Raw genomic sequence first — 25691 nt, 5'->3', positions numbered from 1 at the left:
CTCGGTCGCTCGTAGCTTTCTGCTCATGGACACCTTCTGGGACGACGTCGACCGCCACCTGGTCCGCTACGGCGGAACGTTCACGCGCGAGATCATCGACAGCGCGTCGGGGAGCTTCCTGTTCACCGAGGACGGCCGCCGCGTCCTCGACTTCACGTCCGGCCAGATGAGCGCGATCCTCGGCCACTCGCACCCGCGCGTCGTCGAGACCGTGCAGCGCCAGATCGCGAACCTCGACCACCTGTTCAGCGGCATGCTGAGCCGCCCGGTCGTCGACCTGGCCCGCCGCCTGGCCGAGACGCTGCCGCCGTCGTTGTCCAAGGTGCAGCTGCTGACCACCGGAGCCGAGTCGAACGAGGCCGCCCTGCGCATGGCCAAGCTCGTGACCGGCAAGCACGAGGTGGTGGCGTTCGCCCGCTCGTGGCACGGCATGACCGCGGCCGCCGCGGCCGCCACCTACAGCGCGGGCCGCAAGGGCTACGGCCCCGCCGCCCCCGGCAACTTCGCGATCCCGGCCCCGTCCGGCGACTGGCAGGCCCAGCTCGACCTGGCGTTCGAGATGGTCGACGCCCAGTCCGTCGGCTCCCTGGCGGCCTGCATCGTCGAACCGATCCTGTCCTCCGGCGGCATCCTCGAACCACCGCCGGGCTACTTCGCGGCCCTGGCCGGGAAGTGCCGCGAGCGCGGCATGCTGCTGATCTTCGACGAGGCCCAGACGGGCCTGTGCCGCACGGGCACCTGGTACGCCTTCGAACGCGACGGCGTGGTCCCGGACATCCTGACCCTGTCGAAGACCCTGGGCGCCGGCCTGCCACTGGCCGCCGTGGTCACCTCGGCCGAGATCGAGGAGGAGGCGCACGCCCGCGGCTACCTGTTCTTCACCACGCACGTCTCCGACCCGCTGGTGGCCGCCGTCGGCAACACCGTGCTGGACGTCCTGGCCGAGGAACGCCTGGACGAGCGCGCGGCCAAGCTCGGCGCGTTCCTGCGCAACGGGCTGGACGACATCGCCTCGCGCCACTCGCTGGTGTCGGACGTGCGCGGGCGCGGGCTGCTGGTGGGGCTGGAGATCGCGGACGAGTCGCTGAGCGCGCCCATCACCGCCAAGTGCCTAGAGCTGGGGCTGCACATGAACATCGTGCAGATGCCCGGGATGGGTGGGGTGTTCCGGATCGCGCCGCCGCTGACCGCTTCGGAGGAGGAGCTGGCGATGGGGCTGGGGATCCTGGACGAGGCGATCGGCGCGGCCTGACGCCGAGGACCCGACGTTCGCCGCCACGTGCGGCCATTTCCTGACAGGACCGTCCACCGAAGGCCAAGATGCGGTAGATCCTCCGAACGGCCACGTCCGCGTGAGAACCTGGTGCCGGCCCGTCGCCACGACCGGTCGGCACCAGGGGGTGTGGAGGTGGTCATGAACCGCGGTGACGTCGACGGCAGCCTGTTCTCGTTCGTCGCAGCCGGCGATCGCGAGTTCTTGCTCGGGCGGGGCATCGCCCGTTCCTTCACCGCCAACGACGTCCTGCTGCACCAGGACGACCCCTCGAACCACGTCCAGATCATCCGGTCCGGCTGGGTACGGGTCTCGACGCTGCTGGAGGACGGGCGCGAGATCATCTACGCGCTGCGCGGCCCCGGCGACGTGCTCGGCGAGCTGGCCGCTGTGCTGGGGTGGATGCGCACGGCCTCGGTGCGCGCCATCGAACAGGTCGAGGTCGTCCAGTTCTCCCGCGCCCAGTTCCTCGGCATGCTCGAGGAACGCCACTCCGTCGCGCTGGCGTTGATGAGCACCATGGCCACCCGCCTGCGCGATGCCGAACGGGCGCGGATCGGCGCAGCGGCGCTCGACGTCAGCAAACGGCTCGCGCACCACCTCGTCGAGCTGGTCACCGAACGCGGTGTGAGCACCTCCGAGGGCATCGAGATCCGGACGCCCCTGTCCCAGGAGGACATCGCACGCCAGCTCGGAGGTTCGCGTCGCGCCGTCGCACGCGCGTTGAGCGTTCTGCGGGCCCGCGGCGTCATCAGCACCGGCCGGAAGCGGATCGTCGTGCACCGGCCGGAAGTGCTGCGCTCCCTCACCACCATGTGAGCCAAACGGCACACAGCGTGTGTGCCACGGGGCGCGGTCTTTTCCTCATGACCCGGCCATTCTGATTGAGCGCCACGGAAACAGGAATGTCGGCGCATTCGCAATCAATTCGGCTTTGGGCTGTGGTCAGGAGTGTGTCGTCGTGGGTGTCTGCTGTTCGATTTCGGCAATTATTCGGATTGTCGTCCTCGCATTCGTCCTCGGTGTCGCGGCCGGGGCGGTCGCGGTGGCGTCCGTCGGGCACGAGGTGGCTCCTGCCAGCTCCGAGCTCGTGCTCGGACCGGAGGAGGTGTGCTGTGGAGAGCCACTGGATGCTCGTTCTGCTGGGCCTGTGACGGCCTGAGGAACGGCCGGCTGACCTGGACCGTCAGCCGGCCGCCCTCATCTTCCCGGAAGGCGTGCGGTGGAGCGCGGTCCGTCAGTAGCTCTCGTACCGGGGACAAGAGGAGTGCGAGATGACCCAGCGCATGCTCACCGCGGCCGAGCGCAGGCTGTTGTTCGAGCTGCTCAGAGATGAACTGGCCAGGGCCGTGCGGCGGTCAGCCGGTCCGCACGTCATCGTCGGACCCGTCGATGACGCGCAGGACGGAGGTGACCACCCGGCGAAGACCGGCGTCGTCGAGGAGCTGACCGGCGAGCCATTCGGAGGTTTCGCCGTCGGTCGCGTCTCCGCCGCAGAACAGCTCGCGGACGACGTCCGGCACCACGACGTCGGGAGCTTCTCCCCGCTCAAGCCGCAGCGCGATCGTCTGCACGGCGGACCGGGCAGCCGCAGTGAGACGGGAGTCGGTCGTGTGGTGCTGATCGACCAGGGCCAACGGCGGCAACGGATCAGGGCAGCTCAAGGTGGCGGGCTGCTTGTGACCCATCGGCCTGTCGACGTGACGTGCCGACCACGCCGGCCGGCTCCGCATCGCGGAGAGCACGACCTCCACTTCCCGGGCGACGACCGCGGGAGTGCTGCCCTGCCAGTCGGAGGTGGCTTCCGCACGTCGCTCCGCCCAGCTGTCGAGGGGCCACAGCCCTGCTCCGGCGGTGGTGGGCACGCCCACCCACTCGAGCACGTGCACAGCGAGCAGGCAGAGCCACTCGTCGCCGGCGAGCTCCTGGCGCAGCCATCCCGCGAGCCGCGGTCGTTGCAGCGCACCGATCTCGCCTCGGCGCCGGCGGTGCGCGTCGACGGTCGCGGACTTGGCAGTGGCCGCGATCCAGGCTTCGAGGTCGGCGACCGGGCGGGTGGTGCGCCGGACGATCTCGCCGATCACCGCCGCGACGTCGTCGTGGAACCTGTCCGCGCAGTCGGGCATGAGCTTGTCGAAACCTCTGGCGCACCGGTGGTGGCCGCGCTTCGACTCGGCCGGCCGAGTGATTCTGCCGAACACGATCGGCCAGGTGACCGCGTACAGCTCGCGCAGCAGCGCACGCCGTTCCGCGGTGTCGGCTACAGCGAACCTGGCGGCGAGCAGGCCTTGCCGAGCGAGGGTGAAGAGGGTGGAGTCGTCCCGCGGGAGCACTCGGATCTCCTTGACACCTGTGGTCTGTTCAGGGGGATGGCAAATGCTCTCCTGGCCAGGAAAGGACGAGTGGCCAGAACGTGGCCGAGTTCTGTCCCATCGACAGCCGGAACGAGGTGACGTGCCATGACCGGGCCGGAACAGAGGCTGCGTGACGAGCTCGGTGCCCTGTGCCGAGGACGTGGCTTATACCGCAAGAAACTGCACTCGTTGATAGGAAGCGCGGTCGCGGGGTGGGCGAACGTTCCCCGCAACGCCTCGGACTACGACGTGCGCCTCCAGGTGGCTCGCGCGATCGACAAGCTGGTCCCGCAAGGCCTGATCGAGGACCAGCTGCAAGCGGTGCGCGTGGCCCTCGCGATAGACCCCAGGTGTCGGTTTCCAAGCCTGAAGCTGCGCACCGAGTACCTCGCCGCCGCCGAACCCGTGTCGTCGCGCACGATGCGACGCAGGATGAACGACGCGCTGGACCACCTGGCGCACCTCGCGGTGACGTCAGCGGACGCCGATGACCACGACCACGGCTGGGCCGTCGAACGCGGCAAGGTGCTCGTCCGGCTCGACGGCGAGGTACCGCTGGTGATCGAGCAGCGCACCATCGTGGCGACGGTCGACGGACTGAGCAGGGTCAGCGCCAGGTTCAGCCTGCCGTGCGAACCGGGCACGCCGACCCAGGACAGAAAACTGTCCGCGGAGGTCATGCACGGCGCGCGGATGGGATCCGAGCACCACGACAGCGCAGGCCACTTCCGCTATCTTCTCGACCTTCCCTCGCCCTTGTCGCGGGGTGAGGAACTGACGTTCACCATGGAGTTCCGCGTGGTGGACGGTCTGCCGATCCGTTCGTACTACGCGGTCGTGCCCGTTGTCACCTGCTCCTCGCTCGTCGTCACCGTCCGCTTCGAGCGCTCACGGCCGCCTTCGGCGCTGTGGAAGATCGACGGGGCCCACCACCGCGTGTTGTCGGACCCGATCTCACCGGGCGAGAACCTGCTGGAACTCAACGGTGCCGACGAGGTCACGGCCGGCTTCACCGCTCTCAGGCCGGGGTTCGGCTACGGGATCGGCTGGTCTCCTTGACGATCCCAGGGGGACTGGTTCCAGGTGAGCGCCCCATCGTCTGTCACGGTCTAACGCGCGAACTGGAACCAGTTCACGTTCGCCAAGTCACCCCCGCTGCCGCCGGCAGCCACGAGGCAGAGCCGGTGCCCGACACCTCCTCCGTCGTGGCGCGGCCGATCCGGTGCGCTCGGCCTGCGTCATCTGCCCGACCTTCTCGTCGAGCCAGGAGCACGACTGCGAGGAGCTTTCTCATGGGGCAGGCCTCCGCAGGACGGTTCCTGTTCGCCTTGCGGCACAACAGGTTCCGCCGAGCGTGAACCGCATCCGCAAAGTGGTGTAGACCATGGGGGAACCGGCACGATGACCGGTTCCCCTCACGACCTCAGCGGCACCAGGACTGCACGGTCTCGGCGAAGTCGGGGAACTCGGCCTTCGCCGCCGCGAGCACCTCGGCGGGCGTGCGCGGGTCGATGCCGGAGTGCTTCTCCGCGACGGCCCGCAGCTCCTCGTTCGGCACCCCGCTGTCCGTGCCGAACTCCACGGCCTCCATCGGCCCAACGCCGCCCGCCAGCAGCCAGAGGAACTCGCCGAGGCTCGTCGCGACCGGCCCGACCTCGCCCTCCGACCCGAAGAACACGACGGGCTGCGCGGTCAGCGGACCTTCGCGCACCAGCCACAACGCGGCCAGCCCGCCCGTGCCGTCCTGCCCGAACACGCGGAACGCGTCGCCGTCGAGCTCGGAGTTGCCGGTCCACGACCGGATCCAGTCGGTCGTCTCCTCCGCGGAGTCGAACTCCTGGTAGGGCTCGTAGTCCATGTTGCCGGCGGAGGCCTCGTCGGCCTCCTCGTCGTACTGCCACGGGAACGTGATGCCGCTCAGGGCAGCCAGCGCGGCGGGGAACCCGCGGTCGTCAGTGATCTCCACCCGCGCACGGTACGCGACAGGGTTCAGCTCGCCGGGTCGAAACGCAGGACCGACGGCGTCAGGTCCGGGAACCCCAGGCGCAGCAGGCCGAACCCCACGCCCGCCAGCCCGGTGAGCAGGCCGGGCGTCGGCACGTTGTCGGGCGTGACGCACTGCGGCCCGCCGTGGCGCAGCTCGGCCAGCACCTCGGTCGTGCGGCGGTGGCGGGCCGTGGCGGACCAGCCGCCGGCAGACACGTCGGCGTGGCCGAGTTTGCCGTGGCACAGCGACAGGTCCTCGTCCGTCCAGGCGGAGGCGCCGTGCCGGCACCACTGCACGGGGCCGGTGGGCCCGTCCGGGAAGTGCTCGGCCAGCTCACGCGCGTAGGAGCTGCCGACCTCCGCGTCGAGGGCGCGCATCGCCGTCGCCAGGCCGTGTTCCGGCTGCGCCACCTCCGCGGCCAGGTCGGCCAGGCGGACGGTCGTGCGCGCCCAGCGGGCGATCTCCTCGTCGCCGAGCAGCCCGGCGGTTCTGGCCAGCGCGTACCCGATGCCCGCGAACCCCGTGACGCCGCCGGAGCCCACTTCGGCGATCAGGTCGTCGTTGTCGTGCACCGCGGCCAGGAACTCGGGAACGGCGACGAGGGCCCGGCGGGCGACGTCGGTGTAGCGGCGGTCGCCGCTGATGCGGCCCAGCTGGGCCAGGAACAGCGCCACCCCCGTGTAGCCGTGCGCCAGGCCCGCGCCCATCGGCAGCACCAGCCACCGGTCGCCGGCGGCGGGTTCCAGGCCGATCCAGTTGACCCGGCCGGTGCCGCAGCCGGAGGCGATGATCTGGTCGGCGATCGCGCAGGCCGCGGACAGCACGTCGTCCGTCGCCGCCGCGTGCTGGACCTGGTGGGCGCCGACCGCCGCGGTCCGGCGGGTGGCCAGCGACGCGGCGATCACCCACTCCTGCTCGGCGCGGTCGGACTCGTCGAACGAGGCGAGGCACGTCAGCGCCTCCTCCAGGCCACAGGTGGGCAGCACACCGGGGAACGTCGCCGCCGCCGACTCCAGGTCGCGGCCACCGGCACGGGCGGTGAACAGCGGGATGTCGCCCGCGTCGAGCTGGGCGGCCTCCGCCTCGGCCAGGCCGGGCGGGGAACCCGTGGCGCAGGCGCGGCGCAGCGCCTGCGACCTCACGTCCGCGTCGCGCATCATCGCGGGCCGGCGGGCGGCGGCGAGCAGCTGGGCGTACCGGGCCGCCGGACGTGGCACGACCCGCACCGGCAGCGAGCCGCACGTGGCCAGGACGTGGGCGAACTCGTGGCGGTGGAAGGAGATCGCGTAGTAGGTCTGGCGGAAACCGGTCAGCACCGCCCCCGTGTGGTCGGCGGCCTCGACGGGCTCACCCCGCCACGTCGGGCGGTTGGCGGCGCCGGTGACGACCTCCGGCCGGAGCACCGCGCGCATGCCGTCGGTGCCCGCGTCGAGCCATTCCGTTGTGGTGCCCGAGGTTCGCTGGCCCGCGTCGCCGCCGACGGCGGAGATGTCGACGAGGCCGTGCCGTCCGGCGAGCGCGGGCAGGATGCCGGTGCGGGCCACCGAGCGGTCGAGCGCGAGGGCGGCAGGATCGGTCCGCGTGCCGGGAAGCATCGCCCGGAAAAGAGTTTCCACGTCGACGAGCAACGGCTGGTCGGCGCGCGTGATCAGGTTCTCGTGGTGCATGCCCGTGGCGCGCACCAGGTGCAGCACCGCGAGCAGGCCGCCGAGGCGCCGGAAGTACGGGCCCGCGTCGGCGGTGGGCAGGGGAGCGGGTTCCACGAACTCGGTCCAGCCGTGGTCGTCCGCCGGCAGCACGGTCAGCGTCGCGAGGTCGAGACCCACCAGGTCGTTCACCAGCTCGACCACGCGTCCCAGCGCCAGGTGCGCGTCGACGCCGCGCGGTTTGTAGACCACGCGCTGGCCGTCGGCCAGCCACAGGATCGTGGTGGCGCGGCCACCCTGGTGGCGGTCGCCGCTCGGTTCGACGTCGACCAGCGCGGACTTGGCGTCCAGCACCGTCTCGCACAGGCGGTCCTGGCCGGCGGCGTACCGGGTGGCGATCTCGACGACCACCTCGACCGTGGTGTCGCGTTCGGAGTCCAGTTCCCGGACCAGCACGGGATAGGGCCCGAAGTGCTTGCGTGCCAAGAAGCTCGCGAACCGCTCGCGCTCGTCCTCGCCCCGCAGCCCGGTCGCCTGCGACAGCTCGTGCACGAGAACCGGCGCGGCGAGCCGGGTGAGGCGGGAGGTCAGACGTCTGGCGCACGAGTCGACGAGCGCGGACGGATCGACCGCGGAGGTGGGCAGTGCGGCGAGCGCGGTGTGCAGACGGGCTGTCGCCGCGTCCACCCACGGAGACACGACGTGCGCGAACACGTCGGTGGGGGCGGGAGGTAATCGGCAGCCGATCTCCATGTCACCCAGGGTGCCAGTGAGTCGGCCCCTCGGGGGGCCGTGTTGGGGCGGTGACCGACCGGATGGCCGCCCGGCAGATGCGCTGTCTTGCAGGTGAACGGGCCGGGGTCCCGGCCCGTTCACGACCGCAGCGTCACTTCCCGTGCGGGTCGGTCTGGTTGAGCGTCGCGACGACCTGGTCGTAGTCGCCGCGCGCCTCGGCGTAGCGCAGGAACTTCACGCGCTCGACCTGGATCTCCCGCGCGTCCGGCTGGGTCTCGATGATGCTCATGACCTCGGCGATGTACTCGTCGAGCGGCACGGCGTGCTCGTTCTCGGCCTGGCCGGGCAGCAGGTCGGTCTGCACCGACGGCGGCTCCAGCTCGACGACCTTCACCGAGGTGTCGGCCAGCTGCAGGCGAAGCGACTCGCTGAGCATGTGGATCGCCGCCTTGGAGGCGTTGTAGCTGGGCGTGATCTGCAGCGGCGCGAAGGCCAGGCCGGACGAGACGGTCATGATCGTGGCGTCCGGGCGGGTCTGCAGGTGCTCGACGAACGCGGCGATCAGGTGGATCGGGCCGAGGACGTTGGTCGTGATCGTCTGCTCCGCCGACGCGAGGAACGTCTCGGGCTTGTGCCAGTCCTCCGCCCGCATGATGCCCGCCATCGTGATCACCACGTTCAGCGCCGGGAAGCGGGAGAGGACGTCCTTCGCGGCCTCCTGGACGCTCGCGGCGTCGGCGGTGTCGATGCGGACGGTCTCCACGCCGGGGTGCTCGGCCGCGATCTTCTCGAGCAGCTCGGTGCGCCGGCCGCCGACGACCACGGTGTTGCCGCGCTCCCGCAGGGCGAGGGCGAGCGCCAGGCCGATGCCGCTGGTGGCGCCGGGGATGAAGACGGTGTTTCCGGTGATGTCCATGCACCGATCCTGGGCTCTCCGGCACGGGCCGCACCAGAGAGGCCTTATCGGGGGATCGGCGGTCCCTGGTTGAGCACGCGCCGGTGCCCATACTGGAGTGGTGGACAGAGTGGAGCTCGCGGCGTTCCTGCGCCGCCGCCGTGAGGAACTGAGGCCGGAGGACGTCGGTCTGCCCGTGGGTGCGCGCAGGCGTGCGCCGGGGCTGCGGCGCGAGGAGGTCGCGGCGCTCGCGGCGATGTCCGCGGACTACTACACGCGCCTCGAACAGCAACGCGGCCCGCAGCCCAGCGAGCAGATGCTGGCGGCGCTGGCACGGGCGTTGCGCCTCACCGACGACGAGCGCGACTACCTGTTCCACGTCTCCGGCCGCAACGCCCCGTCCACGCGGGTGACGAGCACGCACGTCGCGCCCGCGTTGCAACGGGTGCTGGACCGCCTCGACGACACGCCCGCGCTGATCCTGTCCAACCTCAGCGAGGTGCTGGTGCAGAACCGGTTCGCCGAGGCCCTCTACGGCGACTCGTCCGGGTTCACCGGTCTCGCCCGCAGCGGCATCTACCGCTGGTTCACCGACCCCGACGAGCGCCTCGTCTACCGCGAGCAGGACCGCGACCACCAGTCCCGCGCGCAGGTCGCGAACCTGCGCGCCGCCTACGCCTCGATGGGCCCGCGGTCACGGGCCGGCGAGCTCGTGCGCGTGCTGCGGAAGGAGAGCGCCGAGTTCGCCGAGCTGTGGGAACGGCACGAGGTCGCGAAGCGGTTCGAGGACCACAAGGTGCTCGTGCACCCCCAGCTCGGCGAGATCGAGGTGGACTGCCAGGCGCTGTTCACGGAGGACCAGTCGCAGGCGTTGCTCGTGCTGACCGCGCCACCGCGCAGCGAGGCGTTCGAGAAGATCCAGCTGCTCGGCGTGCTCGGCACGGAGAAGTTCAGCCGAGCTTGAGGATCGTCTCCTCGATCTCGACGCCCCGTGCCGACGCGTGACCGACGTCCGTGCCGACGACCTCGAAGCCCGCCTTCGCGAGCACCCGGATCGAGCCCGCGTTGTCGCTGGCGGCGCGGCCGTACACCGGCCTGACCGCGACCTCCTCCAGCAGCAGCGCGAGCGCCCGGCCGGCCACGCCCTGACCCCAGACGGCGCGGTCGACCCAGTAGGTGACCTCGGTGTCGCCCTCGACCACGAAGCTCGCGATGCTGCCCACGACCCGGCCGTCGCCGACGATCACGCGGTTCGTGGTGTCCTCCCGCGCGAGGTTCCGGCGCAGGTGGGCGTCGAACGCCGCCCTGTCGTCGGGGTCCTCGGCCGTGAAAGCCGCCATGCGCACCGACTCCGGGTCGCGCATGAACTCGAACAACACGTCGAAGTCGGACTCCTCCACCGGCCGCAACGCCACGTCCTGGATCACCGTGCCACCTTCTCCGCCAACCACCCCAGTGAGAGCGGGTAACGGTAGTCGATGCCCCCGTGGCCGGCGTCGATCAGCTCGAAGCGCACGCGCTCGCCGGGGATCCCGGCCTCCGCGATCTTCGCCCGGAACGCCTCCGCGCCGAGGTCGAGGTAGTACTCGTCGCTGCGGCCCGCGTCGATCCACACCGCGCGCAGCGACCGGATCGCCTCGGCGTGTGCGGGAACCATCCGCACCGGGTCCCAGTCGAGCCAGCGCTGCCACACCTCGGGCAGCGGCGCGCCCGTCACGGGGTCGAACGGCAGTTCCGGCGTGCCGTCCTCCCGTGCGGAGAAGCACGCCGCCACGCCGTAGACGCTGAGCAACGGCCCGTCCTCCGGCTTGGTGAAGGCGGTGCGGCCGCGGAAGTCGTCCCACCACTTGCGGATGTCGTGGTCGTAGCCGCGCAACGCCCGCGCGGCCGTGCCGAAGTCGGCGAGGTAGCAGAGCTCGTACAGCGCGTCGCCCGCGTGCGTGGCCAGCGCGCCGAACAGGTCGGGCCGCAGCATCGGCGTGATCATCGCCCCGAACCCGCCCGACGACTTGCCCTGGATCGCCCGCGACTCGCGGTCCGGGATCGTGCGGTAGTGCGCGTCGACCCACGGCACGACCTCGTCGCACAGGTACGAGTGGTAGCGGCCGGTGCCGGGGGAGTCGACGAACTGCGAGCCGCCGTACGACGTCCACGCGTCGACGAACACCACGACGCACGGAGGCGCGCCGTTCGCGAACACCGCGTCGGCCGTCTCGACGTACGGCTGGCGGAACGCCGAGCGGTTCGCCCACATGCCGACGTGCCCGGTGAAGCCCTGGATCACGTACACCGTCGGGTACCGCTCGCCGCTCTCGTCGTAGCCCGGCGGCACGTACACCCACACCGGCCGCTCGTGCGGATCACCGAGCGGGTTGCCGCGCAGCAGCTCGGACGTGATCGTGCGCCGGTCGAGCCGACCGGCGAGAGGGCTGTCCCAGGGAAGCATGGTCGCAGTCAACCACAGTGGACCTGCCAGTCCAGAAAACTTATCGTGGTGGTCGTGAAGCTAACGGCGAAGGGCCGCGCGACCCGGCAGCGCATCATCGAGGGCGCGGCGGCCCACCTGCGCGGCGACGACGCGGTGGGCGTGACTCTCGACGACATCCGCGCGATCACCGGCACCAGCAAGGGCCAGATCTTCCACTACTTCCCGGACGGCAAGGAGGGGCTCTTCCTCGCTGTCGCGCAGTTCGAGGCCGGCCGCGTGCTCGACGACCAGCAACCCCACCTGAGCGCGCTGACGTCGTGGGCCGCCTGGGACCGCTGGCGCGACTCGGTCGTCGCCCGCTACCGCGCGCAGGGCCGGTCGTGCCCGCTCGGAGTGCTGATGGGGGAGCTGGGCAGCACGCCGGGCGCGCAGGAGGTCATCAGCACGTTGCTGAGCCAGTGGGAGTCGGAGCTGCACCGGGGGATCGTCGCGATGCAGGACTCGGGGCAGGTCGGCGCCTCGGTCGACCCCGCGCGGCTGTCCGCGGCGCTGATCGCGGGCATCCAGGGCGGCGTGCAGGTGCTCAGGTCCACGGGCAGCGTCACGTACCTGGAGGCCGTCCTCGACACGCTCCTCGACCACCTCCGCACTTCTGGACTTGCAGGTCCAAAATTGCGCTCCTAGCTTCGGCTGCATGACATCACGACTCCAGGGCAGGACAGCCCTCGTCACCGGTTCCACCAGCAACATCGGCCGCGCTACCGCGGTCGCGCTCGCCGCGGAGGGAGCGCACGTCGTCGTCTCCGGCCGCGACGAGACCAAAGGCGCCGCCGTCGTCGATGCGATCCGTTCGGCCGGCGGCAAGGCCGACTTCGCCCGCGCCGACCTGGACGGCTCGTCGGCCGCGAGCCGTGCGCTGGCGGCGGAGGCCACCGCGCTGCTGGGCGGACGCGTCGACGTCCTCGTCAACAACGCCGGCGTCTACCCGGCCTCCTCCACCCCGACGGCCGACGACGAGATGGTCGACCGCGTGTTCGGCGTCAACGTGAAGGCGCCGTTCTTCCTCACCCAGGCCCTCCTGCCCGGGATGATCGGCGCCGGCGGTGGCGTCGTCGTCAACCTCGGCTCGTGGATCAGCAGGCTCGGCGTGCCCAGCGGCGCGATCTACAGCGCCAGCAAGGGCGCCATGGAGACGCTCACCCGCGCGTGGGCCTCGGAGTTCGGTCCGCAGGGCATCCGGGTGAACGCGATCTCGCCGGGCGTCATCGCGTCGGCGGACTGGGACCCCGCCACCCGTGCCGCGGCGGACGTGATGATGAAGGGGACGCCCGCGGGCCGGTCCGGGCGGCCGGAGGCGATCGCCGCCGCCGCTGTGTACCTGGCTTCGGACGACGCCGAGTTCGTGCACGGCATCGTGCTGGACGTGGACGGCGGGCGGACCGGGGTGGCGGTCGTCGCGGCCTGACCGGGCGGTGCCCGGCCCTCCCCCAGAGAGGGCCGGACACCGCCGACGGCCTGTCAGCAGGTGCTGGCGCCGTCGAACACGCGCGGCTCGATCGCGACCTTGCTCGTGATCTCGCCCCCGTTGTCCACGGAGAAGCAGGCGCCGTCGGCGCCCCAGGCCCAGATGATCTTGAGGTTGAGCCGGTAGCCGCACTCGTTCTTCGCGTGGCCCGTCTGGGTGACGGTGCCTCTGTTCACCCACACGCGCACGCACGACGGGGCGTTGCCCATGACGGTGATCCCGCCGTCCTCGGCCGCGGAGGCCGTGCCCGTGGTGAGGCCGGTGAGTGCGAGCGCCCCCGCGGCGATCGCGGTGGCGGCCGCCGTCTTCCTGGTGAGCTTCATCGAGGTCCCCTCATGTGGTGATCGTTGTTCCCGCGGCGGCCCTTCCCCTGGTGTTCCCGGGCCCCGCTGCCGCCCAAGGTGCACCGCCGTTCGTGTGAACCTCTTGCAAGGTTTCTGCAATGCGCTGGTCGAACCGCTATTTCTGGCGCGGTCGTCTCCGCCCCGCCGTGGCGGAGCGCATCCGGGGGGAGTGGCTGTGGGGGTCGAGTTGGGTGTGCTGGGCGAGGTCGTCGCGCGCGTGGACGGGCGGGCGGTGGACCTGGGGCCCGCCCGGCAGCGGTGCGTGCTGGCGGCGCTGGTCGTGGACGCGGGACGGGTGGTGCCGGCCGACCAGCTGGTGGCGCGGGTGTGGGGCGCGGACACGCCGCGGCGCGGGCGGGCGACGTTGCAGAGCCACATCTCGCGGTTGCGGCGGGCGCTGGCCGGGGCGGACGGGCTGGAGATCGTGCTGCGGTCCGGGGGGTACGCGCTGGTCGTGGACCGCTGTGAGCGCGTGGTGGACCTGCACCGGTTCCGCGACCTGCGGGCCCGTGCGCGCGGTGCGGGCGACGCGCGCGTGGTGGAGTTGCTGACCGAGGCGGTGGCGTTGCGGCGCGGGGACCCGCTGACCGGTCTGACCGGCGACTGGGCGGAGGCGGAACGCGAGGAGCTGCGGCAGGAGCTGCTCGCCGCCGACCACGACCTGGTCGACGCCCGGCTGCACGTCGGGCACGGCGAGGAGCTGGTGGCGGAGCTGTCGGCCCGTGCCGCGCGGTTCCCGCTGGACGAGCGGACGGCCGGGCAGTACCTGCTCGCGCTGCACCGCGGCGGGCGCACGGCCGACGCGCTGCGGCACTACCGGACCCTGCGGGAGAGGCTGGTCGAGGAGCTCGGCACCGATCCCGGCCCGCAGCTGCGAGAGCTGCACCAGCGGATCCTGGCCGCGGACACGGCCCTGTCACCGGTCGTCAAGGCCGCGGAACAGGAGGTCGTGCCACGGCAGCTGCCCGCTGCGCCCGCGCACTTCACCGGACGTGAGGACGAGCTGGCGGCGCTGACCGCCACGCTGGACGAGGCAGGGCCCGACCGGACCATGGTGATCTCCGCGATCGGCGGCGCGGGCGGCATCGGCAAGACCTGGCTCGCCGTGCACTGGGCCCACCAGCGGCTCGGCCGGTTCCCGGACGGGCAGCTGTTCGTCGACCTGCACGGGTTCAGCCCCGCCGACGCGCCGATGTCCCCCGCGGTGGCGGTGCGGGGGTTCCTCGACGCGCTGGGCGCGGAGCCCGGCCGGATCCCGCTCGACCCGCACGCGCAGGCCGCGTTGTTCCGCAGCCTGGTCGCACGCCGGCGGATGCTGGTCGTGCTCGACAACGCCGCCACCGCCGAGCAGGTGCTGCCGCTGCTGCCCGGCGGGAGCTCGTGCACGGTGCTGGTCACCAGCCGCACGACGCTGACCGGCGTGGTCACCCGGCACAGCGCGCACCACCTGGCCCTCGGCACGATGGACGACGACCAGGCCCGCGCGCTGCTCGTGCGCCGGCTCGGACCGGACCGCGTGGCCGCCGAACCGGACGCGGTGACCGAGCTGATCGGGTTCTGCGGCGGGTTGCCGCTGGCGCTGGGCATCATCGCCGCCCGCGCCCACACGCACCCCGGCGTGCCGCTGGCCGAGTTCGCCGCCGACCTGCGCGAGCTGGGCATGGCCGCGCTGGAGGACCCGGCCACCGGACTGCCGACCGTGCTGTCGTGGTCCTACCGCGCGCTGACCACCGAGCAGCGGGCGGTGTTCGGGCTGCTGGGCATCGCGCCCGGCCTGGACATCGGCCCGCCGGCCGTCGCCGCGCTCACCGGGCTGCCCCCGGCCCGCGCGGGGAGGGTGCTGCGCGACCTGCGGGACGCCTCGCTGCTCGACCGGGCGGCGAACGGCCGGTACTCGATGCACGACCTGATCCGCCGCTACGCCACCGACGTCGCCGGGGAACTGACCGAGGACGAACGGGAGACGGCACTGCTGCGCGTCGTCGGCTTCTACCTGCACACCGCCCACGCCGCCGACCTGCTCCTGGACTCCCAGCGCGAGCCCCTGGACCTCGACCCGCTCGCCGCCGGCTGCGTCCCGCAGCCGCCGCCCGACTTCGCCGCGGCCATGACCTGGTTCGACACCGAGCACCACAACCTGCTGGCCGCCCAGCAGGCCGCCGTCGCCCGCGACTGGCACCGGCCGGTGTGGCAGCTGGCCTGGACCCTGGGCATCTACCAGCTGCGCAGCGGGCACCGCCGTGACCGGCTCGCCGTCTGGCTGGCGGGCCTCGCCGCCGCCGAGCAGCTCGGCGACCCCGGCACCGTCGTGCTCGCCCACCGGCAGCTCGGCAACGCCTACACCGAACTCGGGATGCACGACGAGGCGGTCGGCCACCTGAACCGGGCCCTCGCCCTGGTCGAGCGGCTGGACGACCCGGCCGCGCAGGCCCACACCCACCGGATGCTCGCCTGGGCGTGGGGGCTGCGGGACGACGACGAACGGGCGCTTGAGCACAGCAACCGCGCCCTGGAGCTGTACCGCGTCGTCGGCAACCCCACCTGGGAAGCCCACATGCTCAACTCGGCGAGCTGGTACATCGCCCGGCTCGGCGACCACGACCAGGCCCGCGACCACTGCCACACCGCGCTCAAGCTCTACCGGCTGCACCACGACCCCGACGGCGAGGCGGCGACCTGGGACACCCTGGCCCACATCGACCACCACAGCGGCCTGCACGCCGAGGCCGTCGGCCACTACCGGCGGTCCCTCGCCCTGCTCCGCGACCTCGGCGCCGTCTTCCAGGTCGCGGGCACCCTCGAACGGTCGGCCCAGCCGCTCGTCGCCCTCGGACGGCTCGACGAGGCCCGTGCGGTGTGGACCGAGGCGCTGGAGCTGTACCGCGACCAGGGACGCGACGACGAGGCCGCGCGCGTGCAGCGGGAGCTCGACCGGTTGTGAACTTTTAGCGGGACGACGAACGCGAATTCGACTTGTCGTGCAAGTCCGGGTTTGCTCGAAAAGGTTTCGAAACATTCTCGAAACCCACCGCCGGACTTTCGGCGCCTCGTCGGCGCTGCTAACGTCGAAAAACGTTCCGCCGCGATCGAACCTCGATGGCGAGGAGTGCTGTCAATGATCAGACACGATTTCCGGCCGCGGAGCCGCAAGAGCGGACGTGTCGCCCTATTCCTCCGTGGCACCTGCATCGCGCTCGTGATGGCGCTGACCCCCGGTGTCGCCGGCGCCGACGTGGGCACCACCGCCACCACCTGCTCGAGCCAGACGGGCAACGACGGCGGGTACTACTTCTCCTTCTGGACCGACGGCGGTGGCCGGGTCTGCATGAACCTGTCGGGCGGCGGCAACTACTCCACCTCGTGGACGAATGTCGGCAACTTCGTCGGCGGCAAGGGCTGGAGCAACGGCTCGCGGCGCACGGTGAACTATTCCGGCAGTTTCAGCCCGTCCGGCAACGCGTACCTCACGCTGTACGGGTGGACGTCCAATCCGCTCGTCGAGTACTACATCGTCGACAACTGGGGGACCTACCGGCCGACCGGCACCTACAAAGGCACGGTGACCACTGACGGCGGCACGTACGACATTTACCAGACAATGCGGTACAACGCGCCGTCCGTGGAAGGCAACAACAAGACCTTCCCGCAGTTCTGGAGCGTCCGGCAGCAGAGGCGCACCGGCGGCGCCATCACGACCGGCAACCACTTCGACGCGTGGAGCCGGGCCAACATGCGGCTGGGCAGCTTCAACTACTACATGATCCTCGCGACCGAGGGCTACCAGAGCAGCGGCAACTCCAACATCACCGTGAGGTGACCTCCGCACCCCCCGCTCGACGAAGCGGGACACTGTCCCATATTGTAACCGGGACGGTGTCCCACTTCGGGTTCCGCGCAGGGACCCGGTTCGAGCGGAGAAGAATCATGCCGGTGACGTACGTGCTGGTGCACGGGGCGTGGCACAGCGGTCAGTGCTGGTCGAAGGTCGTGCCGCGGCTGGGGGCGAGCGGGCGGCCGGTGTTCGCCCCGACCCTCACCGGGTACGGCGAGACCAGGCACCTGCTGAGCGAGGACACGGGTCTGCGGACGCACGTCGCGGACGTCGTGCGGCTGCTGGTGGAGGAGGACCTGCACGACGTCGTCCTCGTCGGGCACAGCTACGCGGGCATGGTGATCTCCGGGGTGGCGAACGAGGTGCCCGAACGGATCGCGCGGCTCGTCTACCTCGACGCCATGGTGCCCGAGCACGGCGAAAGCGCGTTCGACGTCCTGCCCGCCTCGCGCGGCATGCTCGGCGACGGCTGGCGGGTGCCCCCGCCGCCGGAGCCCTTCGGCCTGTTCGGCGTCACCGACCCCGCCGACGTCGCCTGGGTGCGGTCCATGCTGTCCGACCAGACGGTCCACTGCCTGGACGAACCGGTCGCGATGGACCACCCCGCCCTCGCCGCGATCCCGCGCACCCACATCCACTGCACGCCGAAGCCGGAGGGCATCGATCCCCGGCCCGTGCCCGCCGTGCAGCCCAACGGCGAGCCCGCCGACGTCCGCGAGCTGGTGTCCGGGCACGACTGCATGGTCATCGTGCCCGGCGAGCTGGCCGCGATGCTGCTCGACCTGGGAGAGCTGGGAGAGCTGGCCGCCGCGAGCGCACCGTCGCCGGCGGGAGCCGGTCGATAGGATGGACCGATGAGCGACTCTCCCGGTGCGGCGGCGCAGCCCCGGCGGGCCGACGCGCGGCGCAACGCCGGGAGCGTCCTCGAAGCGGCGGCCGCCGTGTTCGTCACCTCCGGTGTCGAGGCGCCGATCCGGGAGATCGCCGGCCGCGCCGGAGTCGGCACCGCGACCATCTACCGCCACTACCCGACGCGCGCGGACCTGATCCTGGCCGTCTACCGGTCGCAGGTGGAGTCGTTGTCCGCGGCCGGGCCCGCGCTGCTCGCGGAGGAGCCCAGTCCGCACCGGGCGCTGACGAGGTGGATCGACCGGTTCGTCGACTTCGTGGTCACCAAGCAGGGCCTCGCGTCCGTGCTCCAGTCCAGCGACGCCTGCTACGACCCGCTGCACGACTACTTCCTCGAACACCTCGGGCCCGTGTGCACGCGCCTGCTGGACGAGGCCGCGAAGGCCGGCGAGATCGTCGAGGGCCAGGACGCGTTCGAGCTCATGCGCGCCGTCGGCAGCATCTGCGCCGGCGCCAAGGTGGGCGAGGGGTTCCGCTACGACGTGCGCCACCTCGTGCGGCTGCTGATCAACGGCCTGCGCCGCTGAGGCGACCGCCGTCAGCGCACCGAATGCGCGACGGCCGCCAGAACGGCCTTGCCCTGCACGGCGACCAGGTCGCGGATCGGGATCGGGTCGGCCGGGCTGTGCGCGTCCGCCTCGGCGCACCACCGCTTCAGCAACTCGTCGGCCTCGGCGCGGGGTGCGGCACCGGACGGCATCGCACGCAGCAGCATGCCGCCCAGCCGGAGCCGCAACGAGTGGGCGTCGGCCACCGCGCTGAACTCCTCCGCCGCGGTCGCCGGCCGCCGGTACTCCTGGCCGGCCTCGATCTCCTGCCGTTCGGCCGCCAGCGCTTCCGGCGACATCGGCGTGAGGAACGAGTCGAGCGCGTCGCGGAACGGGCTCGCCGCCAGCGGTTCCGCCGCCGCACGCAACGACAGCAACCGCTGTGCCGCTTCGGTTCTGAGGTCGAGCGCGCGCAGCAGCGCGTCCCGGCGGCTGGTCCCGGCCGTGGTGGTGTCGCCGGCCCGCTTGTCGCGCCAGTACGGCAGTTCGATCGCCAGGCCCAGCACCCTGCCGTGGGCGCTCGCGTGGTCGAGGCTGTTCCCGCCGGTCACGACCTGCGCCGGGTCGCCCCCGGCGGCCTTGACGGCGTCGTAGATCATCCGGGCGGTCGGCAGCGTGTAGACGGCGGGGCTCAGCTCCGCGGCGATCGGGATCTCCGGCTCGCCCCGGTGCAGCGGGATGCCGTGCGCGTCGCACAGTCCGGTGAGGACGGGGTACAACGGCACCTCGCCCGCGTTCGCGTAGTAGTAGGCGCCGCCGGTTTCGCTGTTGTGCAGCGACGCCATCACGGTCGGTCTCACCTGGTCGATGGCGGCCATCAACGCCCTGGTCTCCGGCATCGGCGCGTCGACCACGAAATCGTCGGCCCGGAACGGGAAAGTCCATTCGACCTGCTGGTCGCCGCCCGGCCGGAAGAAGTGGCGCGCATACTGCTCGCGGGTCCGCGGTCCGCGGAACCAGCCCTCGTTCAGGCGGGTGGCGTCCGGGTCCGCGCACAGCACGAAGTACCAGTCGACCCCGGTGGCGTCGAGCGCGGCGGGGTCGGTCAGCAGCCCGTCGGCGAGCGCGACGACGGTGGCCATGCCGATCGGCTCGTTGGGGTGCGGCTGGCCGATGACCAGCGCCCGGCCACGGGGGCTCTCGGCGCGCACCCGCAGCATGTGCATGGGATCGCCGGCGCGGGAACGGCCGATCTCGGTGAGCGTGGCGCGGTCGGAGTGGTCGCGCGTCATGCGGGCGCCGAACGCCTTCATCTCGTCCACGGTGGGGAACGCGCCGATGTCCGGCAGCTCGTCGAGCAGACCGCCCCCGGCCGGACCCGGTGCGGTGTCCGACGGCACGTCGTCGCAGCCGGCGACCAGCGGGGTGAGGGCCACGGCGCCCAGGCGAGCGCCGCGGAACAGGCTTCGCCGGGACACCCGCGAGTGGGTGTGCGTCATGGTCAAGTCCTTCGTCCAAAGCATTTGTTGAAGGACCAGAACGTAAGGGCGTGGAACGGGCGGAAGGCTCACCCGCGGCGGTGAATCCCTTCTCCCTCACGCGGGGGATCACGGACCTCCCGCGGTGCGCCAGGATCGTCAGAGCAGGTCGTTCTCGTGGGCGTAGATCACGGCCTGGATCCGGTCGCGGAGGTAGAGCTTCGCCAGGACGTTGGAGACGTGCGTCTTGACGGTCTGCTCGCCGACGAACAGGCGGGCCGCGATCTCGGCGTTGGAGAACCCGCGCGCCAGTTCGAGCAGGATCTCCCGCTCGCGGGCGGTCAGCCGGTCCAGGCCCTCGGCCGCGCGGGCCGGTCGCGGTGCCAGCCCGGTGGCGAACCGGGTCACGAGCCGCCGCGTCACCGCCGGGTCGATCAGCGCGTCCCCGCGGGCGGCGACGCGGATGGCGCCGAACAGCTCCTCGGTGGGCATGCTCTTGAGGCAGAAGCCGCTCGCTCCCGCCCGCAGCACCCGGTAGATGTAGCTGTCGTCGTCGTAGGTCGTGAGGAGCACGACCTTGACCTCGTTGCCGGCACGGGACAACACGGTCTCGGCGGCCTCCAGCCCGTCCATCTTCGGCATCCGGATGTCGAGGACGGCGACGTCCGGGCGCAGCCGTTCGATCTCGGCCACGGCCGCCCTCCCGTCGCCCACGTCCGCGACGCACTCGAGGTCGGGCTGGGTCTCCAGCGCGCTGCGGAAGCCGGACCGGAAGAACTCGTGGTCGTCGGCGAGCAGGACACGGGTCTTCACGGTGCCTCCTGGACGGGAAGGGTCAGGCTGGTGCGCCACACGCCCGGCTCGCCGGTCCCGTGCGCCAGCGACCCGCCGAACAGCGCGACCCGGTGCCGGATGCCGTCCAGCCCCCGCCCCGTGCCGCGCGACCGGTCGGGCGAGCCGGTGAAGGAGTTGTGGCTGGACAGGACGAGCTCGTCCGGGGTCTGGGTGAGGGTGAGGTGCAGAACGCCGTCGCCGTGGCGCAGCGCGTTGGTCAGGATCTCCTGGACGATCCGGTAGGCCGCCAGGTTGAGGGAGTCGGGCAGCAAGTCCGGGTACAGGTCGTGGTGTTCCAGGTGGACGGTCAGACCCGCGGTCCTGCTGTACTGGACAAGTCCGTCGAGGGCACCGAGGCTCTGCTGGCGGATGCCGTCGGAGTCGTTGCCGTGCAACAGGTCCAGCATCCGCCGCAGGTCCGCCTGCGCGGCCCGGCTCGACGACTCGACCTGCTGGAGCGACCCGGTGGCCCGCGTCGTCTCCCGGCCGGCCCCGAGCGACAGCCTGGCCGCGGCCGCGTGCACCCCGACCGCGCTCACGTGGTGCGAGATGGTGTCGTGCAGGTCCCTGGCGATCGCGCCCCGCTCGTCCTCCGCCGCGACGGCCCACGCGCGGGCCACGGCCTGTTGCTGTTCGTCCGCCCTGCGGCGGATCTCCTGGATGTACCCGCTGCGTCCCGTCGTGTGCCGGCCGAGCAACCACGGCAGGATCGTGTTGGTCAGCGTCGCCAGGATGTTCGGCGTGGACGTCGTGAGGCCCTGGAGACCCATGGCGACGGCCATGCCCGCGATGAGCGCGGCGAGCGCGACCCACGCCCGTGCGCCCTCGATCCAGGCACCGGCCCGGTAGGCCGAGATGGCGAGGCCGGTGGCGTTGCCGATGCCGTCGTCGGGCTGACCGGCCACCACGACCAGCAGCACGGCGACGGCGACCCGCACGAGCCCGTGCGCGACCGCGACGGGACCGGCGGTGCGGGCGGGCAGCGCGAGGGCCAGGTCGACGGCGAGGATGGCGGCACCCGCGGCCCAGACCGCCGGGTGGGACGAGGAGTGCGCGGCGTGCAGCAGGAACGGCACGCCGTCGCCGATCACGCATCCCAGCGCGATCAGCACGGACTGCCGGCGCAGCTTGGTGTTCTCGTCGTGCGGGGCGGGCTTGTCCACCGGCCGGATTATGGGCCACGACGAGGAACGCGACCTCCCTCCCTCGGGGGAGGCGCGTGCGTCAGTCGTCGTCCCACTCGGCGAGGCGGGCGGCGCGGACGTCCGCCGGCAGCGCCTCCGCCAGTTCGCGCAGCAGCTCCAGCGGAACCGTCGAGTACTCCGGGAACCGGTGGTAGGGCTTGACCATCGGGTGGAAGCGCGCCGGCAGCCCGCCGGAGCGGGCCAGCGCCACCAGTGCCGTGCCGATGCGCTGACCGGGCACCGCGAACGCCAGGTCGTACCCGTCCACTTCGGACACCTTCGGCAGCCACCCGTCCAGGAACGCCTCCGCCCGCGCGCGGGACGAGCCGAGCGCGTCGGCGAACGTCGAGCACAGCACGAGGGTGACGGCGTCCTCGCGGTCGCCGCGGAAGTGGCGCACGGTCAGACTGGTCGTCTCCTCCGTGTCTTCCGGGCGCCGGGCGGTGAACACCTCGCCGAGCGCGGCCCACGCGTCCACCTCGGCCAGCGCCGCGAGCGCGGTCTCCCGGTCGCCCCGCGCGAGCAGGTCGTCCTCCAGCACGAACCACAGCGGGCCGCGGGACGTGCGCCGGCTCAGCTCCCCGGTCGCGGTGCCGAGCAGCCGTTCGGCCGCGGCGACCGTGCCCGGGACGTCGACCCACAGGTAGTCCACGTCCACGCCGGTGATCGTCTGCGGACTGGCGCGCAGCGCGGTCTCCAGGGTCGTGCGCTGCTCCGCGGTGAGCTCCTCCGGCGACAACGGCCGGTAGTGCTCGCCACTGGAGCGGAACTGCCGCGCGATCCGTTCGAGCAGCCGGGAGTGCAGGTTCGGCCGGCTGTCTCCCGGCGCGGTGAGCAGAGCGTCGTCGTCCGTGCCGAAGGTCCACGCCGCGGCGGCCAGGTCGGCCAGGTCACCCGCCCACACGTCGTGGACCGGGTACTCGCCCTGCGCGAGGTGGTGCAGCAGCGCCCGCGAGTCGTCGTCGGCGAAACCTGAGTAGACCAGGCAGGCCGCGGCGGCACCCCGCACGAACAACGACGGGCTGGTCGCCATCAGGTCCCGCGCCGCGGCGAGGTGGTCCGTCCTGGCGTCGGTCCTCCTCGCACCGCCGGGGGTGACGCCGTTGTCCCGCGCCGCGAGGAAGGCGTGGGCGAGGCACAGGCCGGCAGAGGCGTCCGGGGTGAGGGCGGGCAGCTTCTCGGGTTCCCTGCCCAGCAGCACGAGCAGCCGCAACGCCTCGTCGTCGCCGGTGCGGGTCCACATCGCCTCGACGTCCCCGGCGAACTCCGCGACCCGGCCCGCGTACGGGGTCGTCGCCTTGGCCACGTCGTCGGGCCGCGCCACGAAGTGCGTCTCGCCGACGGCGATGCGGGCCAGGAACATCAACGCCAGACCGTTGTCCTGGCGGACGAGCTCGGCCAGGAACGGGATCGCGGCCTCGGACGCCGTGTAGACCGAACCCTGGTGCGTGGTGGCCGAGTACAGGCCGTACACGCCGAAGTTCTTGTCGCCGTCGTTGTCGCTCGTGAGCGCCTCGATGAACAACGGCGTCTGGTCGGCCGTGTCGTAGGCGTCCTCCAGAGCCGCCCAGTCCACGTCCGCGAGCCCGGCGGGCGGTGCCGTGGTGCCGCGCAACGGCGGCCGTTCGACGTCGTCGTCCTCGGGCTCGCCGAGCTCCGGCGGTGCGAAGGCGGGCAGGTCATCAGCGTCGAACACGGTCCGTCCCACCAGGTCGAAGAAGAGGCGCAGAGGCTAGCAGGACGACTCAGGCTGGTCAGGCGACGTGTCGGCGGCTCACCGGCCGCAACCGGACGCGGCGGGCGGGCGGCCCCTCCTCGTGCCGGGGGGACTCGGACGAGTCCTCGGCGCCGCCGGAGTCGTCGTCCCGCAGCGACCTGCGGCCGCCCGGTCCACGACCGCGGAAGTGCGTGAGCGCCAGCAGGGCGAGTGCGGCGAGCAGCAGCGAGTGGGACAGGACGCGGCCCGCGGTGGCGGTGCCGCTGAGCAGGTCGCTGGCGGAGTAGGGGATCAGCACGGCGACGAACGCGGCGGTGACGGGCAGCATGCCCGCGGTCGCGGCGGGACGCAGGGCCGTCCAGAGCAGGCCGAGGCCGAGCGCGAGGTTCCAGGCGGTGCTCTCGTTGAACAGGTGGCTGCTGTCGACGCCGGTCGCGTGGCCGCCGTGCGAGGACGAGCCGGTGCCCAGCACCTGGGCGAGCCCCAGGGTCAGCTGGGCGATCGCGACCCCGCCCAGCAGCGTCCTGGCCAGCCAGCCGCGCGGCGCCGCCCTGGTGACCGGGGGAGCGGCCGCGACGATCGCGGCGGTCAGGTCGGGCACGGGGGTCGCCGGCCGCACGCGCAGGGTGCGGTTGAGCGCCGTCGCCGTCTCCTGCCACTCGTGGCAGGGCGCGCACGTCTCGAGGTGCGCGTCCACCTCGGCGGCGGGCACGCCCTCGTCCTCCCCGTCGAGTCGCGCGGACAGGGCTTCGCGGCAGGTGCTGCAGTCCACGTACACATTGTCGGTCATCCGGCCTACTTGGTTCCCGGCGATCGGCGAGCGGTCCCGGGAAGCGCGACCGTTACGCTTCGTCCTCGTGAACTCCTCCGCCGATGACGAGGTGACCCGCTGGGCGCTGCGGGCCCGCGAGGGCGACCGGGACGCCCTGGAACGGTTCGTGCGGGCGACCCAGCGCGACGTGTGGCGGTTCGTCGCCCACCTCGAGAACGTCGGCGTCGCGGACGACCTCACGCAGGAGACGTTCCTGCGCGCGTTGTCGAGCCTGCGGTACTTCGAGGCGCGGTCCTCGGCCATGACGTGGCTGCTGTCGATCGCCCGGCGGGTCGTGGTCGACCAGGTGCGGATGGCGCGGTCGCGGCCCCGCGTGTCGCCGGACGTCGACTGGGTGCAGGCGGCGGACCGCGGCCAGGACGTCTCGTCGGACTTCACCGACGTCGTCGAGCTCAACCTGCTGCTCGACGGCCTGGCCGCCGACCGGCGCGAGGCCCTGGTGCTGACGCAGGTGCTCGGGCTGGGCTACGCCGAGGCCGCCGAGGTCGTCGGCTGCCCGATCGGCACGATCCGCTCGCGGGTCGCACGGGCCCGCGAGGACCTCGTGAGGTCCGCCGGGAACGACGCCAGCGAAACCGGCTGAGACGCGGCTGAACCGCGGCCTCGCGCCGTTCGTAGTCCCCGGTTGTGAGGACGCTGCGCAGCGACGACGCTGAGATCACCGCCCACGCGCTCCGTGCGCGCGGGGGCGACCGTGCCGCCACGGAGGCGTTCGTCCGCGCCACGCAGGCCGACGTGTGGCGGTTCGTCGCCCACCTGGCGGCCGACGTGCGGCTCGCCGACGACCTCGCCCAGGAGACCTACCTGCGGGCGCTGCCCGCGCTGGCGCGGTACGAGGGCAGGTCACCGGCCCGCGCGTGGCTGCTGGCGGTGGCACGGCGGGTGGTCGCGGACCACATCCGGTCCCTGCGCTCCCGGCCCCGGTCGCACGACGGCAGCGACGTCGAGGGCCCGGTCGAACCGGGCTTCGCCGAGGACGTCGTGCTCGCCGAGCTCGTCGGCTCGCTCGACCCCGAACGGCGCGCGGCGTTCGTGCTCACCCAGGTGCTCGGTCTGTCCTACGCGGACGCCGCCGAGGTCTGCGGCTGCCCGGTCGGGACGATCCGGTCACGCGTCGCCAGGGCGCGTGAGGACCTCGTCACCGCCATCCGGGACGACAGCACGGGCCGCCGCGTCTCCTAGGTCCTGTCCCGTGACTCTCATCGAACGGACTCACGGGACAGGACCTAG

The 25691-nt window shown here is 72.2% G+C and carries 24 protein-coding genes; 12 read left to right on the top strand and 12 right to left on the bottom strand.

Annotation, left to right across the window (positions count from 1 at the left end; genetic code table 11):
• The first annotated feature begins 25 nt into the window (after positions 1-25).
• Both VF330_RS39870 and VF330_RS39865 read left to right on the top strand, forming a co-directional pair.
• A complete protein-coding gene (locus tag VF330_RS39870) occupies positions 26-1252 on the top strand; it encodes an aspartate aminotransferase family protein (RefSeq protein WP_330856943.1) in 1227 nt (408 codons plus the stop codon).
• A gap of 162 nt (positions 1253-1414) precedes the next feature.
• Positions 1415-2092, top strand: coding sequence for a Crp/Fnr family transcriptional regulator (locus VF330_RS39865; protein ID WP_330856942.1), 678 nt, complete (start codon positions 1415-1417; stop codon positions 2090-2092).
• 539 nt (positions 2093-2631) lie between these two features.
• On the opposite strand, the gene VF330_RS39860 is transcribed toward VF330_RS39865, so the two are convergent.
• Positions 2632-3606, bottom strand: a complete 975-nt coding sequence (locus VF330_RS39860) for a hypothetical protein (RefSeq protein ID WP_330856941.1) — start codon at positions 3604-3606, stop codon at positions 2632-2634.
• A 126-nt stretch (positions 3607-3732) separates the two neighbouring features.
• Between VF330_RS39860 and VF330_RS39855 the strand changes: the two genes are divergently transcribed.
• Positions 3733-4686, top strand: a complete 954-nt coding sequence (locus VF330_RS39855; protein ID WP_330856940.1) for a hypothetical protein — start codon at positions 3733-3735, stop codon at positions 4684-4686.
• A 364-nt stretch (positions 4687-5050) separates the two neighbouring features.
• Here the strand turns inward: VF330_RS39855 and VF330_RS39850 are convergent, their stop codons facing one another.
• The 3 genes from VF330_RS39850 to VF330_RS39840 all read right to left on the bottom strand — a co-directional run bounded on the left by VF330_RS39850 (position 5051) and on the right by VF330_RS39840 (position 8911).
• A complete protein-coding gene (locus VF330_RS39850) occupies positions 5051-5593 on the bottom strand; it encodes an SMI1/KNR4 family protein (protein ID WP_330856939.1) in 543 nt (180 codons plus the stop codon).
• Positions 5594-5616: 23 nt separating this feature from the next.
• Positions 5617-8013 carry a type 2 lanthipeptide synthetase LanM family protein gene (locus VF330_RS39845; RefSeq protein WP_330856938.1) on the bottom strand — a complete coding sequence of 799 codons (2397 nt, stop codon included), beginning with the start codon at positions 8011-8013 and terminating at the stop codon, positions 5617-5619.
• 133 nt (positions 8014-8146) lie between these two features.
• Positions 8147-8911 carry an SDR family oxidoreductase gene (locus tag VF330_RS39840; protein WP_330856937.1) on the bottom strand — a complete coding sequence of 255 codons (765 nt, stop codon included), beginning with the start codon at positions 8909-8911 and terminating at the stop codon, positions 8147-8149.
• A 100-nt stretch (positions 8912-9011) separates the two neighbouring features.
• Between VF330_RS39840 and VF330_RS39835 the strand changes: the two genes are divergently transcribed.
• Entirely contained in the window at positions 9012-9854 is an 843-nt protein-coding gene (locus VF330_RS39835) for a helix-turn-helix transcriptional regulator (RefSeq protein WP_330856936.1), read from the top strand.
• Here the strand turns inward: VF330_RS39835 and VF330_RS39830 are convergent.
• Positions 9841-10317, bottom strand: a complete 477-nt coding sequence (locus VF330_RS39830) for a GNAT family N-acetyltransferase (RefSeq protein WP_330856935.1) — start codon at positions 10315-10317, stop codon at positions 9841-9843. The genes VF330_RS39835 and VF330_RS39830 overlap by 14 nt on opposite strands.
• Positions 10314-11336: an alpha/beta hydrolase gene (locus VF330_RS39825; protein ID WP_330856934.1), complete on the bottom strand. Its 1023-nt coding sequence runs from the start codon at positions 11334-11336 to the stop codon at positions 10314-10316. Before VF330_RS39825 ends, VF330_RS39830 begins: the two co-directional genes overlap by 4 nt.
• A 54-nt stretch (positions 11337-11390) precedes the next feature.
• Here VF330_RS39825 and VF330_RS39820 point away from each other — a divergent pair, with 54 nt between their 5' ends.
• Together VF330_RS39820 and VF330_RS39815 are read left to right on the top strand one after the other, a co-directional pair.
• Positions 11391-12002, top strand: coding sequence for a TetR/AcrR family transcriptional regulator (locus VF330_RS39820; protein WP_330856933.1), 612 nt, complete (start codon positions 11391-11393; stop codon positions 12000-12002).
• 10 nt (positions 12003-12012) lie between these two features.
• Positions 12013-12783: an SDR family oxidoreductase gene (locus tag VF330_RS39815; RefSeq protein ID WP_330856932.1), complete on the top strand. Its 771-nt coding sequence runs from the start codon at positions 12013-12015 to the stop codon at positions 12781-12783.
• A gap of 53 nt (positions 12784-12836) precedes the next feature.
• Here the strand turns inward: VF330_RS39815 and VF330_RS39810 are convergent, their stop codons facing one another.
• A complete protein-coding gene (locus VF330_RS39810) occupies positions 12837-13166 on the bottom strand; it encodes a hypothetical protein (RefSeq protein WP_330856931.1) in 330 nt (109 codons plus the stop codon).
• A 196-nt stretch (positions 13167-13362) separates the two neighbouring features.
• On the opposite strand from VF330_RS39810, the gene VF330_RS39805 reads away from it, so the two are divergent.
• From VF330_RS39805 to VF330_RS39790, 4 genes are all read left to right on the top strand, one after another.
• The gene (locus VF330_RS39805) at positions 13363-16128 is read left to right on the top strand and encodes an AfsR/SARP family transcriptional regulator (RefSeq protein ID WP_330856930.1); all 2766 of its coding nucleotides are present in this window, start codon (positions 13363-13365) and stop codon (positions 16126-16128) included.
• Between the two features lie 174 nt (positions 16129-16302).
• On the top strand, positions 16303-17004 hold the full coding sequence (locus VF330_RS39800) for a glycoside hydrolase family 11 protein (protein ID WP_330856929.1): 702 nt from the start codon (positions 16303-16305) through the stop codon (positions 17002-17004).
• Between the two features lie 107 nt (positions 17005-17111).
• Positions 17112-17864: an alpha/beta fold hydrolase gene (locus VF330_RS39795; protein WP_330856928.1), complete on the top strand. Its 753-nt coding sequence runs from the start codon at positions 17112-17114 to the stop codon at positions 17862-17864.
• Between the two features lie 9 nt (positions 17865-17873).
• Positions 17874-18455, top strand: coding sequence for a TetR/AcrR family transcriptional regulator (locus VF330_RS39790; protein ID WP_330856927.1), 582 nt, complete (start codon positions 17874-17876; stop codon positions 18453-18455).
• Positions 18456-18466: 11 nt separating this feature from the next.
• Here VF330_RS39790 and VF330_RS39785 read toward each other — a convergent pair whose 3' ends face one another.
• The 5 genes from VF330_RS39785 to VF330_RS39765 form a co-directional block, all read right to left on the bottom strand.
• Positions 18467-19915 (bottom strand): M14 family zinc carboxypeptidase, encoded by a 1449-nt coding sequence (locus VF330_RS39785; protein ID WP_330856926.1) that lies wholly within the window; start codon positions 19913-19915, stop codon positions 18467-18469.
• Between the two features lie 138 nt (positions 19916-20053).
• Positions 20054-20707 carry a response regulator transcription factor gene (locus VF330_RS39780; RefSeq protein ID WP_330856925.1) on the bottom strand — a complete coding sequence of 218 codons (654 nt, stop codon included), beginning with the start codon at positions 20705-20707 and terminating at the stop codon, positions 20054-20056.
• Entirely contained in the window at positions 20704-21891 is a 1188-nt protein-coding gene (locus tag VF330_RS39775; protein WP_330856924.1) for a sensor histidine kinase, read from the bottom strand. The genes VF330_RS39780 and VF330_RS39775 overlap by 4 nt, the downstream gene beginning before the upstream one ends.
• 61 nt (positions 21892-21952) lie before the next feature.
• Positions 21953-23608: a hypothetical protein gene (locus VF330_RS39770; protein WP_330856923.1), complete on the bottom strand. Its 1656-nt coding sequence runs from the start codon at positions 23606-23608 to the stop codon at positions 21953-21955.
• A 58-nt stretch (positions 23609-23666) separates the two neighbouring features.
• Positions 23667-24419: a zf-HC2 domain-containing protein gene (locus VF330_RS39765; protein ID WP_330856922.1), complete on the bottom strand. Its 753-nt coding sequence runs from the start codon at positions 24417-24419 to the stop codon at positions 23667-23669.
• A 67-nt stretch (positions 24420-24486) separates the two neighbouring features.
• Between VF330_RS39765 and VF330_RS39760 the strand changes: the two genes are divergently transcribed.
• The gene (locus tag VF330_RS39760) at positions 24487-25044 is read left to right on the top strand and encodes a sigma-70 family RNA polymerase sigma factor (protein ID WP_330856921.1); all 558 of its coding nucleotides are present in this window, start codon (positions 24487-24489) and stop codon (positions 25042-25044) included.
• A 44-nt stretch (positions 25045-25088) separates the two neighbouring features.
• The gene (locus VF330_RS39755) at positions 25089-25643 is read left to right on the top strand and encodes a sigma-70 family RNA polymerase sigma factor (protein WP_330856920.1); all 555 of its coding nucleotides are present in this window, start codon (positions 25089-25091) and stop codon (positions 25641-25643) included.
• The last annotated feature ends 48 nt before the right edge of the window (positions 25644-25691 follow it).

The organism is Lentzea sp., assembly GCF_036380075.1.
Taxonomy (GTDB): Bacteria; Actinomycetota; Actinomycetes; order Mycobacteriales; family Pseudonocardiaceae; genus Lentzea.
This window is presented reverse-complemented; position numbering and strand designations above follow the sequence as displayed.

Bases quoted from the DNA above. Each gene is read 5' to 3' on its own strand.
- VF330_RS39870 (WP_330856943.1), top strand. From the start codon at position 26: ATGGACACCTTCTGGGACGACGTCGACCGCCACCTGGTCCGCTACGGC.
- VF330_RS39865 (WP_330856942.1), top strand. From the start codon at position 1,415: ATGAACCGCGGTGACGTCGACGGCAGCCTGTTCTCGTTCGTCGCAGCC.
- VF330_RS39855 (WP_330856940.1), top strand. From the start codon at position 3,733: ATGACCGGGCCGGAACAGAGGCTGCGTGACGAGCTCGGTGCCCTGTGC.
- VF330_RS39845 (WP_330856938.1), bottom strand. From the start codon at position 8,013: ATGGAGATCGGCTGCCGATTACCTCCCGCCCCCACCGACGTGTTCGCG.
- VF330_RS39840 (WP_330856937.1), bottom strand. From the start codon at position 8,911: ATGGACATCACCGGAAACACCGTCTTCATCCCCGGCGCCACCAGCGGC.
- VF330_RS39825 (WP_330856934.1), bottom strand. From the start codon at position 11,336: ATGCTTCCCTGGGACAGCCCTCTCGCCGGTCGGCTCGACCGGCGCACG.
- VF330_RS39815 (WP_330856932.1), top strand. From the start codon at position 12,013: ATGACATCACGACTCCAGGGCAGGACAGCCCTCGTCACCGGTTCCACC.
- VF330_RS39810 (WP_330856931.1), bottom strand. From the start codon at position 13,166: ATGAAGCTCACCAGGAAGACGGCGGCCGCCACCGCGATCGCCGCGGGG.
- VF330_RS39800 (WP_330856929.1), top strand. From the start codon at position 16,303: ATGATCAGACACGATTTCCGGCCGCGGAGCCGCAAGAGCGGACGTGTC.
- VF330_RS39795 (WP_330856928.1), top strand. From the start codon at position 17,112: ATGCCGGTGACGTACGTGCTGGTGCACGGGGCGTGGCACAGCGGTCAG.
- VF330_RS39790 (WP_330856927.1), top strand. From the start codon at position 17,874: ATGAGCGACTCTCCCGGTGCGGCGGCGCAGCCCCGGCGGGCCGACGCG.
- VF330_RS39785 (WP_330856926.1), bottom strand. From the start codon at position 19,915: ATGACGCACACCCACTCGCGGGTGTCCCGGCGAAGCCTGTTCCGCGGC.
- VF330_RS39765 (WP_330856922.1), bottom strand. From the start codon at position 24,419: ATGACCGACAATGTGTACGTGGACTGCAGCACCTGCCGCGAAGCCCTG.